The 15,359-nt window shown below is 47.0% G+C and carries 8 protein-coding genes and 1 pseudogene; 4 read left to right on the top strand and 5 right to left on the bottom strand.

The window, feature by feature from the left end; translation table 11 throughout:
- Positions 1-377: 377 nt before the first annotated feature.
- Positions 378-1,214, bottom strand: coding sequence for a helix-turn-helix transcriptional regulator (locus tag AC0VYE_RS22860; RefSeq protein ID WP_076270881.1), 837 nt, complete (start codon positions 1,212-1,214; stop codon positions 378-380).
- Between the two features lie 247 nt (positions 1,215-1,461).
- Between AC0VYE_RS22860 and AC0VYE_RS22855 the strand changes: the two genes are divergently transcribed.
- Together AC0VYE_RS22855 and AC0VYE_RS22850 are read left to right on the top strand one after the other, a co-directional pair.
- Positions 1,462-2,433 (top strand): Gfo/Idh/MocA family protein, encoded by a 972-nt coding sequence (locus AC0VYE_RS22855; protein WP_475449692.1) that lies wholly within the window; start codon positions 1,462-1,464, stop codon positions 2,431-2,433.
- 30 nt (positions 2,434-2,463) lie between these two features.
- Positions 2,464-3,402, top strand: coding sequence for an aldo/keto reductase (locus AC0VYE_RS22850; RefSeq protein ID WP_076270879.1), 939 nt, complete (start codon positions 2,464-2,466; stop codon positions 3,400-3,402).
- A gap of 42 nt (positions 3,403-3,444) precedes the next feature.
- Here the strand turns inward: AC0VYE_RS22850 and AC0VYE_RS22845 are convergent, their stop codons facing one another.
- Positions 3,445-4,257, bottom strand: coding sequence for a helix-turn-helix domain-containing protein (locus AC0VYE_RS22845; protein ID WP_076270878.1), 813 nt, complete (start codon positions 4,255-4,257; stop codon positions 3,445-3,447).
- 134 nt (positions 4,258-4,391) lie between these two features.
- Between AC0VYE_RS22845 and AC0VYE_RS22840 the strand changes: the two genes are divergently transcribed.
- Positions 4,392-5,201, top strand: coding sequence for a phytanoyl-CoA dioxygenase family protein (locus tag AC0VYE_RS22840; protein ID WP_076270877.1), 810 nt, complete (start codon positions 4,392-4,394; stop codon positions 5,199-5,201).
- Positions 5,202-5,237: 36 nt separating this feature from the next.
- Complete coding sequence (locus tag AC0VYE_RS22835; RefSeq protein ID WP_475449690.1) at positions 5,238-6,068, top strand: sugar phosphate isomerase/epimerase family protein; 831 nt, start codon at positions 5,238-5,240, stop codon at positions 6,066-6,068.
- Between the two features lie 113 nt (positions 6,069-6,181).
- Here the strand turns inward: AC0VYE_RS22835 and AC0VYE_RS22830 are convergent.
- The 3 genes and pseudogenes from AC0VYE_RS22830 to AC0VYE_RS22820 all read right to left on the bottom strand — a co-directional run.
- Positions 6,182-6,354: pseudogene (locus tag AC0VYE_RS22830) on the bottom strand (transposase); the annotation flags it as partial.
- Positions 6,355-6,776: 422 nt separating this feature from the next.
- A complete protein-coding gene (locus AC0VYE_RS22825; protein ID WP_475442969.1) occupies positions 6,777-8,429 on the bottom strand; it encodes a hypothetical protein in 1,653 nt (550 codons plus the stop codon).
- A gap of 23 nt (positions 8,430-8,452) precedes the next feature.
- Positions 8,453-15,160: a DUF7507 domain-containing protein gene (locus AC0VYE_RS22820; protein ID WP_475442968.1), complete on the bottom strand. Its 6,708-nt coding sequence runs from the start codon at positions 15,158-15,160 to the stop codon at positions 8,453-8,455.
- Positions 15,161-15,359: the final 199 nt, after the last annotated feature.

Here is a 15,359-nt window from a genome sequence, read left to right as displayed (position 1 = left end):
AGCGCATATTTGTTCTTACAGAGCAAAAAGTAACATTCATACGTGTCTGTAAGAACCAATAGGTTCTTACAGAACTTGAGTGCAGCCGGGTTACTCTCGAAAGTGAGCATTAAGTGCATATATGTTCTTACAGCGCCAAAAGTAACATTCATAAGTGTCTGTAAGAACCAATAGGTTCTTACAAAGCACGAGAGCAGCCAGGTTACCCGCGAAAGAGAGCATTAAGTGCATATATGTTCTTACAGAGCAAAAAGTAACATTCATAAGTGTCTGTAAGAACCAATAGGTTCTTACAAAGCACGAGAGCAGCCAGGTTACTCGCGAAAGAGTGCATTAAGTGCATATATGTTCTTACAGCGCCAATAGTAACCTTCGTATTACACCCCGTAAAGCTGACGATATACCGTAGGCGTCATCCCTTCATGAGCCATAAATCTTTTGTTGAAGTAGCTGACACTCGGATAGCCGGCATCACTAGCGATTTGTCCGATATTAACATCCTTGCGCTCCAGAAGCCATTGCTTCGCCATTTGAAGCCGGCAGCGTGTAATGAAGTCCATTGGCGTCATTTCCATCACATTTCGGAACAATTTGCAAAAATAGTAGGGGCTAACTCCTGCTTTTTCAGCCCATTGCTCGAGTATGAACGGCTCAGCCGCTTCCTGCTGCATTAAAGGGAGCAGCTTTAAGATGCGGTTGCCGGACGTACTAGCTTTGCTGCCGGATATCGGTACAGCTTGCTCGATGAATACTGCGAGTATGGCATACATGAGAGCAGAAAGCTTGGTCGGATGCAGCATGCGAGACTTTTCTGCTTCGACCAGCAAATCCTCATGCACCTGTTCCCAAGCAGTTGGCTGACGAATTGTCCAGAGCTGGCTTTTGTGAAAACCTCGTTCGATCATATAGTCCTGAAGCCCGCTCCCATAAAAATGAACCCACCTTATATCCCACGGATCATCCTTGCTGCTGTAGTAATGCTGTCTCTGCAAGGGGAAATAAAGAACAGCTTCACCAGCCTCGAGGGTGTGCACCTCGCCATCCCACTCCACATAACCTTTTCCAGAAACAACGTAATGAATATTAAAGTTATTGAGCGCTCCCGCCATACGAAGCGTGTAATGATCAGGCTCATTCCAGTAATTCCCGACGGATTCAGGTAAACAGAAAAAAGGATTATTTGGCAGCGTAAGCAGATGTATTTGTCTTTGCATGTTGCTCACCTCAATGACAATATTGTTTTAACTTATAACAAAATAATATCATTTTATTTTTTGGTTATCTACTTTAAACTAGAGGCAAGCACAATGAAATCGTTTGATACTAATTTGTACCTCACGATTTAGGTGCAGCGCTCTGAACTGATGGTGTAACTAGTTTCAGCTTGCAATCGCAATATAATAATAAAATAATGGTTGAGGTGACGATGGAGTGACGACAAAGAAACTAAAATGGGGCATCATGGGCTGCGCTGGAATTGCCAAAGGCGCAGTAATACCTGGCCTTCATCTTTCGGAATTAAATGAGGTAGCGGCTATTGCTAGCCGTGACGTGGACAAGGCAAAGAAGACGGCAGAAGAGCTGAATATCCCGACTGCTTACGGCAGTTATGAAGAATTGCTTGCAGATGCTTCTATTGACGTTATATACATTCCACTCCCAAATCATTTGCATAGAGAGTGGACGATCCGGGCTGCTGAAGCAGGAAAACATATTTTATGCGAGAAGCCGCTTGCTTTGACTGCGCAAGAAGCAGCTGAAATGTCTGAAGCCGCTGCGAAAGCAGGCGTGTTATTGTCCGAAGCTTTTATGTATCGCTATCACCCTCGATACGACATGATCAAGAAAGTGATCGCAGATGGGGAAATTGGCGACATTCGCGGCATTCACAGTGCGTTTACCTTCAACAATGCAGGACATAAAGAAAACGTGAGATACCGCAAGGAGTGGGGAGGCGGCTCGATTTACGATGTAGGCTGTTATCCAATTAATGCTGCTCGCTTGCTGCTTGGCAAAGAACCTGAAGCCGTTACCGTTCAGGCTTTGTTCTCACCAGAGCATGATCATGTCGATATGATGGCCTCTGGATTAATCGAGTTTGAAGGTGCGGTTTCACTGACGTTTGATTGCGGCATGTGGGCAGCATTCCGCAACCCGCTTGAGGTGCTAGGTACAGAGGGTATTATCGAAGTGCCTTCCGCATTTGTGACTGGCGCGCCGGGAAGCGGCAATTTCTTCGTCGATGCAAAAGGAGAGCGCCGTGAAGTTGAGGTGCCGCATGTAAACGCCTACACTTTGCAGGCCGATCATATGGCAAATGCCATTAACGGTGTATCAGAGCTTCAGTTCGGCAGCGCTGATGGGGTTAACAACATGAAAGTAATCGATGCATGCCTGCTTTCTGCTCACGAGCATACACGAATTAAAATATAACGAAACCATAATTAAGGAGGCAAAACTACGATGGAATATATTCAAATTGAAGGTTCACCCAAGCAGGTATCTCGCTTAATGAAAGGGTCGGATTATTTCTATAACGATTCCTACGAGAAAGCAGCAACTAATCTAGATGCTTTTCTAGCGATTGGAGGCAATTCAATTGACACAGCCCATATTTATTGCGGCGGGGAAAGCGAGGAAGTGATTGGCCGCTACATGCAAGAACGCGGCAATCGGGAGCAATTGGTTATTTTGACCAAGGGCGCACATCATGATCATACGGGTTCGCGCGTGAGCAAAGAGGCTATTGCTCATGATTTGGAGATTAGCTTGAAGCGTCTTCAAACCGACTATATCGACCTTTATGCACTGCACCGGGATGATCCAGCAGTACCAGCAGCAGAGGTTATCGATATTCTTAATGAGCATGTGAAAGCAGGAACTGTTCGAGCGATTGGCGTATCAAACTGGACATGGCAGCGTATTAAGGAAGCGAATGAATACGCAGCTGCAAATGGACTTGTCGGTTTTTCATTCAGCAGTCCGAACCTTAGCCTTGCGAAAGCGAATGAACCGTTCTGGCATGGCTGCGTCTCTGCTGATGAGGAAACGTGCGCTTGGCATGAGGAAGAGCAATTCCCGCTGCTTTCGTGGTCATCGCAGGCAAGAGGATTTTTCACAGGTAGATTTACTCCCGAAGTGAGAGATAATGAGGATCTTGTACGCGTGTTCTATAGCGATGAGAATTGGGAGCGTCTGGCGCGTGCAAAGCAGTTGGCAGCTGAGAAAAACGTTACTGCTATCCAGATCGCGCTAGCATACGTGCTAAACCAACCGTTTCCGACTTGTGCCTTGATTGGCGCGCAATCAGCGGAAGAGCTTCATTCCTGTGATGCAGGCTCGCTCATTACGCTCACCAAGGAAGAGATGGATTGGCTTGATTTAGCCGTACAAAAGGTTTAATGATTACTTCCTAATTAAATAGATGGAACCCTACGGACAAAGCTACTCGTTATGAGCGGCTTTGTCCTTTTTGTATGTTCGTGGGCTTACGCCATAACTTTTGCGAAACAACGCAGCAAAATGATTGTAATTGTTAAAGCCGACATCAAGCGCAGCTTCGGTTGCCGAACGGCCCATATGCTCCATGAGAAGAGCCGCTTGCTGAAGCCGCAGATGATTCAGATGCTCGACCACGCTTGTTCCTGTCTCCTGCTTGAATAGATGAGATAGCCGCGAGAGAGATAATCCAACTGACCGAGCCAACTCTTCAATGCGTATCGGCTGCTCCATATGCTGTGATAAATATTGCAGGGCAAGCTCGATGCGAGGATCTAGCCGTTTATCTAGCTGCTGCGCTGTGAGCAATATCACTTGGCGCAGTGCATTCTCACATAACATTTGCCAGAAGCTTGCCCGCTCTCTCGAATCACTCAATATATGGTCGAAGGTGAGTTGTACTCTACTTCTCATATTGCCGTCTGGAATCGTGATGACGATGCTTTCATCCTTTGGCAAATAGTCGATTTCAGGTAGTTTCTGAAAATGTGCCCAATAAAAGTGCCAGCTGCTTCCCGCAACCGTCCCATACTCGTGGGGAATGCCAGCGCGCAGCAGCCCGATTTGTCCCTTGCGGCAGCGCCTCTCTCCAGCGGATGTGCGTAAATAGCCTTCACCCTCTAAGGTGTAAAAGATAAGCCAATCACTTATTCCGTTTGGCCTGCGATAACGATAGGAGTCGGATTCATCAAATAGACCACTTAGAAACACACCGCCATGTGCTTCTGTTTCAGCTTCTTTTCTATGATTTGGAAGCATGACAAACTCCTCCTTCATTTTCAAAATAGCATAATACAAGTAGTTTTCAGCAGTAATCATTCTTCCTTAAAAATAGCGAAACCACTATGATTATGTCAAGAGCAATGATTAATTCAGTGAAGGAGCGTTATGCGATGACAGAAGCATTGATTGCACTAACAGAAGAGCAGGTTAATCAATTTCGTACTGAGGGCTACATTGTGATAAAAGGCCTTTTTTCTCAGGAAGATATTCGCACGATAGAAGAAACTTTCGAGGAAATGAGCCATAAAGCAGTGCCGGGTTATTTTGAGCCTGATCTGTCAGGGGAGACAGATGATCCGTTAAAGCGTTATCCGCGGGTCATGCATCCGCATCGCTTTAATGAGACGTCCAAAAAATATTTGCTCCATAAACCGGTCATGGACGTATTAGCCGATCTTTATGGTGAAGAAGCGCTCGCAGCCCAAAGCATGTTTTATTACAAGCCGCCAGGCTCACGAGGTCAAGCGCTGCATCAGGACAATTTTTATTTGCAGGTGGAGCCAGGCAATTGTATCGCAGCTTGGACGGCGATCGATGCGGCAAATGAGGAGAACGGCAGCTTGCTTGTCGTTCCGAAGACGAGCGAGCATGAAATTAGCTGTCCTGAAATTGCGGATTCAACGGAATCGTTCACTTCCCATTTCGTTAAGCCACCTAAGGATCACAAGGCGATGCCGGTAATTATGGATAAAGGCGACGTGCTATTTTTCAACGGGAACTTGATTCATGGATCGTACAGAAACAAAACAAAGGATCAATTCCGCAGAGCCTTCATCTGCCATTATGCGAATGCGTCAGCAACTCATATTAGCGATCATTATCGCCCTTTGTTTAGACAGGATGGCACCGCTGTAGATTTGGAAATTAACCCGGACGGAGGACCATGCGGAGTTGAATTTGATATGGCCTATCCGCACTAATTAATGATGAAAACAGAAGATAAATTGTTGGTTGAGATGTCCTGGTGGGGTATGAGCGGGTTGCAAGGAACAGCGGGGCATGCGCAAGATATGGAAGGGAAATTCAAGCTAATAGCAGAGAATGGTTTCGACGGCATTAACGCCTTTGTGCCGGCACCTGAGGAAAGCAGCTTATGGAAGGAGCTGCTTCATAAATACAACATGTCATTTAGTGTAAATGCATATCCTTCTTCACTAAACGAGATGTCTCAGTTTTTGGAAAAAGCAGCAGCATTCGAAAACATCGGCTACATCAATGCACAGGTGATGACGCCTTTCCTCATTGGTGATTCCGCCATTGAACTGCTATCAGGAATTGATGCACTGTCGAGGCAGGCGGGCATCCCGGTTTATGTAGAGACGCACCGAGGTACGATTACACAGGATCTCATCCGAACACGGCAATATTTGCAGTCGCTGCCGGAACTGAGGCTTACGATTGACTATTCACATTATGTCGTAGCTGGTGAGCTTCATACGATTTCGGATGAGGCGGAGCTGATGCTGCAAAGCTTGCTGCCGAACACGCACAGTATTCATACACGTATTTCAAATGGCGAGCAAATACAGATCGACCCAGGGGAAACAGGCAATCATCCGATGGTACCCCATTTCTCCAGATGGTGGGGCAGTGCAATGAGACACTGGCTTAATGGACAAAGAAAAGAGAATGATTTATTCCCTGTCGTCGTTGAGCTGGGTCCTGCATCGTATGCGATTACGTCAGATGAGGCTGGTTCTCGGCAGTCGGAGATTAGTGACCGCTGGTCGCAGTCCCTTTATTTGAAGCAACTTGTGAGGCAGCTTTGGCAAAAGGAGATTCAATAATTGAAGGGGCTGTCCCATAAGCATCAAGCTCGCTGAGGAATAGCTCACTTTGAACGGAGTATTGGTAGCAGTACAGGAGAGCTATTCCTGTACTGCTATTTTTCTATTCTGGTCTATGCTTGCTTCATAGGATTATGGGCAAGCGAAAGCCACCCGACCTCCAGACTTACCTTAGGTAAGCTGCGAAGCAGAAACGTCGGAATCCTTGGTTATTCTTTATCTGTCCTAAAATACTTTCGGGTTCAATCATTCGTCTTACCGACAGCGAATATCCTTCCTCGCTATTTCCCTTGCTTGCTACTTGTAGCGCATAATAACTCAGACTGACCATATCCAGCATCAGCGATGATAGTCGTATGATTGTAATGTGCGCGAACCGATAGTGGAGAGTAAATAAGTGTAAAAGTGCACCTGTTTTTAACAAACAAGATTGGAAAGTTGCAAATAGGTGTACTAATACCTCTAATTGATCAGATTTGAAGAAGATCTGGTTAAATAAGTGCATTTCTGCACTTAGATGAAGATGCTGCAGGCGCTGCCGCAAAAGTCTTTGCATCAGGGAAACATCCCCGTTTTCAAATGAAAGGACCTCAAATTCCACTGTATAGTGGAATTTGAGGTCCTTTTTCTCGATGAAAATAAGTTCTAAGTAGTGCTCAAAAAATCGCAAAATGACTTTTGAGACAGCCCCTTATTTGTTTCTTTGTTTCACTCGTCATCCCCAATTACAGCAACTGCTAATGAATTGGATAGAGCCTCGCCAGTGTAGCTTTGCCCGCGCACCTCATAGGAGAATTTCGCTTTGACATAACCTGCGATTTCATCAGAAGCGATTGCGTCCGTAACGATAGCAGAATAAATGATTTCAAGTGTTGCTCCGGGTAGTATAATTCCAAGCTGCCAAGTTTGGTTGCCGTCATAATCAATGGGGCTTAGTCGAGCTCCATCCACACGGAACGTTTTCGGCAATAAATCCACGCCATATGGAAACTCGCTTGTAAATGAAACGAAAGCTGGCAAGTTCCCTTTATTTATAAGCGTTGAAACGATGGTTATTGTATCGCCATACTCCACAATAGGCGGATTGATCTTTGCTGTAAGCTGAATAATAGGAGCAGCCACTTCTGTTATTGCAGCATTTGAGATCGCGGAATTGCTAACTATTCTTCCGTCTGAGAGCCGAAAAGTGTAGACAACCGATGCAGTGTTCGTTAATGGTGCAACAGTGGCAAGTTGTAAAGGGATTTGGGCATCAAAGGTTATCCTGTTTTGTGATTGCCCGAGCAGCGTACCGAGATTAATGCCATCTTCAATAAACACGCCTGGCATCGAATGGTTATTTAACTTCAGGCTGTTTGGTACAAAGAATGTGCCAGCAGGCAAAGTGTCATCCATCACGGCATCAACGGCAACATTACTGGCATTATCAATGTAGATCGAGTAATGCAAGACATCACCTGGGACAGCGACAAGCGGATCTACTTGCTTATTAACGCTGATCTCAGGCTGGATAAGGATAACGGCGACCTCATTTGATTGTGTATAATCCGGCGTGCCGGAAACTTGATAACGAACGATCGCTTTGCTGATAGATATAGAGGCAGCATCCTCCGTCGTTTGCGCCCGATAAGTGATAACGATGGTTGATTGTGGTCTAATAGTGCCGAGTGGGATACCTGCATTCGGGTCAGCGCTTGGTGAAATAACAGCATTGATTGTCACGCTGCCGGGTACAAAAAGGATACCGAGAGGCAGATCGAAGGAAGCGACTGTCTCTCGGAGACTAAGGTTGCCGTCATTAACAATCGTAAGTTCATAGGTTACATGCTCTGAGACAAAGGTTTGTTCGGTGCTTGCGCTAAGTCGAGCAGATAACGATACCTCATTAACAGGTGTAACGAGCGTGTTCGAGTGGGTAATACTCGTGACAATTCGCCCTTCTGCTGTTCGAAATTCGGCATCTGCCTGCGCTTGGTTAATTAGCTGAAGGCTGCTTGGAATGGAAACGACAATGAGTTGAAATATGATTTGTGCTTGCGCTTGCGGCATCATATTTCCAATTGCAATACCGTTGTTTGGGTTAGCGCCAGGAATGGGTGTTCCGTTCAATATTACGCTGTTCGCGACAAATGAAGTTCCTTCCGGCAGCTTGTCGGTAAGTATGACGCTGCCGGCAGTGTTTCCCGTGTTCGTTGCCGTGATATTGTAAGTTATCGTGCTGCCAAGAGTAACCTCGCTTTCATAGGCTTTTTTCTCGAGTACGATACGAGTCCCTATTAATGCGGTATTGACCGTGTTGGAGTAGGTCACCAGCTCTGCGCTTCCTGAGGCAAACTGAACAAGCGATTGATTTTGAACCATTGGATTACCGCCAGGAAGCGGGCTCATAGTGTAACAACCAGCACATTGAATGTAACGGTTGAGCTGCCTCCAGCAGCAATGGTGCCAATGGTAATGCCATTATTGGGATTAGCTGTTGGCCGCGGTGAACCATCTACAGTGACACTGCCCGTCGTAAACGTTGTTCCCGCTGGGGTAGGGTCGATGAGTATGACGTTATTGACGGATTCAATGCCATTGTTGGACACCGTTATAGTATAGGTAATGTTATCGCCTACAACAGCATCAATGGAAGATGCGCTCTTCACGACAGACACATTTGGAGAAGACACAGGAATAGACAATACATTCGATAAAATAGTTCCGGTCAGCACACGACCATCCGGCGGTACGTAGGAGAAGTTGGCTGTTGCTTGGTTTACGAGCAGCTGCGGCGAAGGTAGTGCATCTACCGTTACCTGCAGTGAAATCAGGATGCTAACGGATGCACCAGGCGAAACGGTGCCAACAGGAACACCAGTCGCCGGATTAGCGCCAGGCTGCGGTACGCCATTGATTAGCACACTGTTTGGCACAAAGGCGGCACCAGTTGGAATCGTATCAAATACGGATGCCTGCACGGCAATATTGCCCGTATTCGTGATGGTCAGTGAATAAGTTACTGTGTCTCCGACAGTCGCATTTGCGGTATCGGCAGATTTGCCAAGTGCAAGAATAGGCTGATAAATTGGTGTAACGATCGTGTTGGAAAACGTATTTCCTGAAAAAGCACCCGACGTAAAGCTTACGGTAGCTCTATTGCTGAGCGTGCCGGAATCTGAAAGCGACGTTACTAGTACGCTGAAATCAACCAACACCGTAACGCTAGGCGCGATCAACCCGACTAAGATGCCAAGGGACGGGTTAGCTGCTGGTCTAGGAACACCATCAATTAAGACGCTTCCAGCCTGAAAGGATGATCCAGGGGACAAGGGATCGACCACCAGCACATTATTAATATTCTCAATGCCGTTGTTCGTAACTGCAATTCGATAGGTTATCGTGTCACCTACGACCGCATCGGTAACAGTGGTGCTCTTCACAACGGCAACATTAGGTGCAGATACAGGAATGGACAAGGCGTTTGTACTAAATGAGCCGCCTAAGGTGCGGCCATCTGGCAGCAAGAAGCTGTAGGTAGCGGACGCTTGGTTCACAAGCTGCTGATTTTGCGGAAGCGCATTGATGACTACCGAAAAAGTGACGCTTGCCGTAGTTGTGACGCTGCCAAGCGATATTCCTGCTGCCGGATCTGCACCTGGCACGAGCTGGCCATTTACGATGACACTGTTCTGGACAAGACTTGTGCCAGCTGGAATCGTATCCGTTAAGGTAACGTTACCGGGATAATTGCCGGTATTTTGAATTGCAATCGTATAGACAACGGTGTCACCAATCGTCGCATTGCTTGTGTTTCCACTTTTGGTTCCTGTTAGTATCGGCTGATAGACAGGAATGATCACTGTGTTCGAGAAAGTGACACCCGAGAATACACCTGATGTAAAGCTGACAGATGAACGATTGCTAAGCTGTCCAGAAGCGGGTAAAGAAATGACGGATACGTTGAAGGATACTACAACGGTAGTGCCTTGCACGATCGTCCCTATAGCTACGCCGGTTGCGGGGTTGGCCGTTGGTCTTGGCACTCCGTCTACCAATACGCTGCCTGGAACTAAAGCACTTCCGACCGGCAATGGGTCTGTAAAAATAATATTATTTACCGCTGCGATGCCGCTATTGAGAATGTTTATAGAATAGGTGACGATATCGCCAATTGCTACGGCTGTTGAAGTTGTGCTTTTGACAACACTGACATTAGGTGCAGATACAGAAATTACGACGGTGTTGGAGCTTGAGCTGCCGCTAAGCGGGCGGCCGCTTGGCAGAACAAATGCAAAGCTTGCAAGAGCTTGGTTTGAAAGCTGCTGCGGATTCGGCAGGGAATCGATGATGACCGAGAAGGTAACGGACACTGTTGCATTAGGAGCAACAGCACCAATGTTGATGCCTGTTACAGGGTCGGCACCTGGCTGAGGCTGCCCTCCCACTAGGACACTATTGGGCTCGAAGATTGCACCGAGCGGGATATTGTCAGTCAATGTTACATTCCCAGCATAATTTCCTGTATTGCTGACGTCGATTCGGTAGCTGACGGTGTCCCCAAGTGTGGCGTTAATAGAATTTGCACTTTTAACGAGTGAGATTACGGGCTGATAGACAGGGGTATTAACGACGTTGGACATCGTCATGCCCGAGAATACACCGGATGTAAAGGTAATATTTGCTTGGTTTCCGATTTGCCCGGAGACTGGAATAGAAGTAACGCTGAGCTTGAACGACACGGTTACCGTATTGGATGAAGGGATTAATCCAAGGGCAATTCCCGATGCAGGCACACCAGGTGCGGGATTGCCGTTTATCGTCAAGCTGCCGGCAACGTATGTTGCTCCGTCCGGTACAGGATCTGTAAGTACAACATTATTGATCGATTCAATGCCGCTGTTTGTTACGGCAACTGAATAAGTAATGATGTCTCCAAGTGCAGCATCGACCGTCGTTGTGCTTTTGACGACCGCAACGTTAGGTGCAGAAACAGGAACAGACAATACGTTTGATTGTGTGGAGCCATTCAGAAGCCTTCCATCTGGCGGTGTAAATGTATAAGCTCCTATGGCTTGATTCACAAGGACCTGCGGGTTTGGAAGTGTTGTAATTACAGTCGAATAGGTAACAGTTATCGGCACACCAGGCAAAACGCTTCCCACACTAATGCCGGTTGCAGGCGATTCTCCAGGATGCGGAACGCCGCCAACGACGACGCTGTTTGGCGCAAACGTTGTTCCAGCCGGAAGTGCATCAGTCAACGTGAGTATTCCCTCAAGATTCCCAGTATTGCTTACAAGTACAGTATAAGTAACAGTGTCTCCAAGCGTAGCATTGCTTGTATTTGCGCTTAATTGCAAAGAAATTTGCGGCTGAGTTACAGGAGTTGTTGTCGTATTAGACGAGGATGAAGCTGAGAATGCACCTGATGTAAAACTTACGGTTGATTGATTCGTTATTTGCGTTGGGACTGCCATCGTTACTCTCACCTCAAAAGTTACGGTAGCCGAACCGCCAGGGGCGAGGGTACCGATTGGGATACCGGTGGATGGAGCTGAATCCGCCCGGGGAGTGCCGTTAATGAACACGCTATTGCTAATAAAGGCAATATTATCGGCCAAAGGATCGTTAACTACGACATGGTTAACAGGAGCAATACCGTTGTTGGTTACAATGGAGGTATAGGTAAAGGTATCGCCTACAACGACGGAGGTTGGTGCTGCAGATTTCACTAAAGTTACGTTGGGCAGTGACACAGGTATTGATACGGTATTAGAAGCCGATGCACCATTTAATTGACGACCGTCCGGCAGTGAGTAATTGTAGGGTGCACTTGCTTGGTTGACGAGAAATTGAGGTGAAGGCAGTGTTGCAACCGTCACGACAAAGCTGATTTCTGTCATGCTCCCTGGCAGTACATTCCCGATGGGAATCCCTGTTACAGGGTTTAATCCGGGAAAGGGTACTGAATTTATGAGCACGCTGTTTGTATCGAAAACAGCGCCGGCTGGGATATTATCCGTTACGTTTACTGTAGCGCCAATATTACCGCTGTTTTGGACTCTTAATGTATAAGTATAAGTGTCGCCTATCGTTGCATTTTGAGTGCTTGCAAGCTTAACAATAGATATGATGGGCTGGTACACCGGAATTTGAATCGTTTCGGATAACGATGATCCTGTAAATGAACCTGATGTATAGCTGATGGCCGCACGATTAGATATGACAGCGGGATCGGGCAGCGATGTTACTTGTGCCTGAAATACGATAGTTACGCTGGCAGATGGATTAATGGTGCCGATAGATATGCCGACATTCGGGTTTGCAGTTGTTGCTACCCCGTTAATTGTTGCGCTTCCTGCAATGAAAGCTGCGCTGCTGGTCAATGTGTCGGAGATGTTGACATTTGTAACGGGTACGACGCTGTTATTCACAGCGACAATCGTAAACGTCAAAATGTCACCTATAGCAGCTGCGGTGGCGTTGACAGCTTTGGTAATTGTGACGTTTGGCGCTTGGGCAGTGAGCGTGATTGTATTGGAGCTGCTGCTCCCACTTAAGCTTCTGCCGCTAGGCAACTGATAGGTATATAAGCCTGAGGCTTGATTGACTAAAGATGGCGGCGACGGAAGCGAGTTTAACAAGATTTGAAATGAGACGCTTGATACGCCGGAAGGAGGCAAAGCTCCAAGTGAAATACCTGTAACGGGACTGCTGCCGGGAAGTGCTGTTCCATTAACGTTGACACTGTTTGGCACAAAGGATGAGCCGGTTGGGATATTATCCGTTAAGGTCACTTGGGCAGCAATATTTCCACTGTTTTTTACGCTGAATGAATAGGTTATTGTTCCTCCAACAGTAGCGTTCGTAGGCGTACCGTTTTTTGTAATGCTGATGATGGGTTGATATACAGGCGTTGTCACGCTGCCAGACAGTGAGAGACCTGTGAAAACGCCAGAGCTGTAGGATACCGAAGCCTGATTAACAAATGTACCTGAGCTAGGAATAGCAGTCGCGCGAATTGCAAAAGTAACGGTGACAGAGCTGCTTGGCGCAATGGTTCCTAAACTGATGCCGCTCGCGGGATTTGCTGTTGGTTTGGATACGCCAGCTACAATTACGCTCCCAGAGGTGAATTCCGCTCCAACAGGAATGGTGTCTCCCAATGTGACATTGGTGACGGATTCGATGCCGCTGTTCATGACGACTAAGGAATAGGTTAATGTTTCACCTACAGCGATGTCGGTTAAGCTAGCGCTCTTCGTGACAACAACATTTGGAAGTCTTACAGGAACTGTTACCGTATTTGAAGTTAATGAGCCGGGAAAGATTCTTCCATCTGGTATTTGATACGTATAGGTGGCTGATGCCTGATTCACAAGCTGAGGTGGAGATGGTAAAACATTTACTTGCACTTGAAACGTGATTGTTGACGATCCCCCAGCTGCAATCGTTCCAATGGCTACTCCCGCAGAAGGATTCGCACCTGCTACAACGATTCCGTTGACACGGAAACTATTCGGTATAAATGAAGTTCCCGCAGGGATGTTGTCCGTCAGGTTGACAATGGCTGCTGAACTACCGGTATTCGCTACGAGCAGCGTATAGACGACTTGATTACCAACCGTTGCGTTCTGTGTGCTCGCACTTTTTACAATGGATAAATTAGGAGCGTAAACAGGGATAGTGACTGTATTGGATGGAATGACACCCGTAATAATGGAACCGCCGGCTATACTTTGAAACGTAAAGGCCGCATTGGCTGTGCTTGAAAGCTGAGCTGTGCTTGGCAAGGAGGTTACAGTTGCTTGATAGGTAACGGTGATGGAGGTTGCCAGATTTAATGAGCCAAGCGGTGCTCCGGTTCTTATGTCGAACGTCGGTTTTGAGACGCCGCCTACAACGACGCTGCCTGGTACGAACGCAACGCCAGCAGGCAATGTATCGGTTAAGACGATACTGGCTGCGTTTGCTGTCCCTGAGTTGCTGACCGTGACCGTAAAGGTGATGATGTCGCCGATGGTAGGCCCTGTTGCATTCTCGCTTAGCGTTACATTGATAACGGGCGCATTTATATTGACTTGGATGGCATTTGCGTTTAATACATAAGCATCTCCGGAAGTTGTAAGCGACAAAACGGCTGAGCTCTGGTTGTTCGTCAGCCTAGCGGAAATATCAACATTCGTAATATCCCAGCCCTGCCGACCGCCAATGATGTTCGTGCCGGGTGTGCCATTTGTTTGATTGCGGTCCCCGAAAGTTCCAGTTGTGTTTAATGCACCGGAATCATTGTTAATTTGTGAGGCGAAAAAATTGTTCGCGAAATTGTTTGTGCCAGATAGAGCTACTAAGCTAGCTGCCGTCGGGCCAAACAACGCCTGATCACCTGTTCGGTTTGCATCTCCTTCCTGAGCGCTAAACAACGCCCTGCCGCCTAAGGCTCCCGAGATCGGTGTGGCAAATCCGGTTATTGTCGTATTGACCGCTGCCGAAGTGCTTTGAACCAAAATAGCTCCAACCCGCAGCGACATGTTGCGAAACGGAAGTGAAGGATTCTGATAAATGACGGCGAGGGTCCAGCCAGCATGGTTAGCAGTTGAATCGCCGGGAATAACAATCGTTCCGACTACGCCGCCTGTTATATAGGTACCCGCGCCAGCCGCCAGCACAAGCGAGGTGACATTGGCTGAACGAGTATAGCCAAGTGCGCCTCCCCCCAAATCGAACGTATTGCTTGTTGCTGCATCAGGAGTGATGCTTGAGGTTCCCAGCGGTGTAATAAACGTAACGGGATTGTTAATGGCTGCGGTTAGATTAACGGTTCCATTGACATAAGTGCCGCCCCAAATAAGCTCTGCATAAAGTACAGTGCTTCCAGTGGGGAGAACGAGAACGGCGGCAGAACTATTTTCCAAATAGTTGCTCGTCGTTCCAAGCGGGTACGTGCCGTACCGAGCTGCTGTATTCGTAGTGCTGAAAGCGCCTATACTGTCTGAAGTACCTGGGGTTCCAGCAACATCTGAGCGGCTGAGACCCAGCGTATTCCCGGTAAATGTAATGGCGCCGGTTGCGTTTAATGTTGATCGGACGACCAGAGGTATCGTATTCACCCCCTTCAAAAGCTAATTTTGTTGTAAAAATGAATGTATTGCTTAGTTTATGAGACTTTAGGCACTATTTTGTTTGTCTTCTTAAAATATAGTTTTTGCGCTCTGTTGCGTTGGTTTAATATCGTCCAAGAATAGAGTCTAATTTCGTCCAATTAAACGCTTTCATTTACAAGATATAATGATAAAAACGCTTTCAAAA

This window comes from Pristimantibacillus sp. Z349TD_6, from assembly GCF_056173205.1.
The sequence above is the reverse complement of the archived record's forward strand: the minus strand, read 5'-3'. Positions and strand labels throughout refer to the sequence as shown.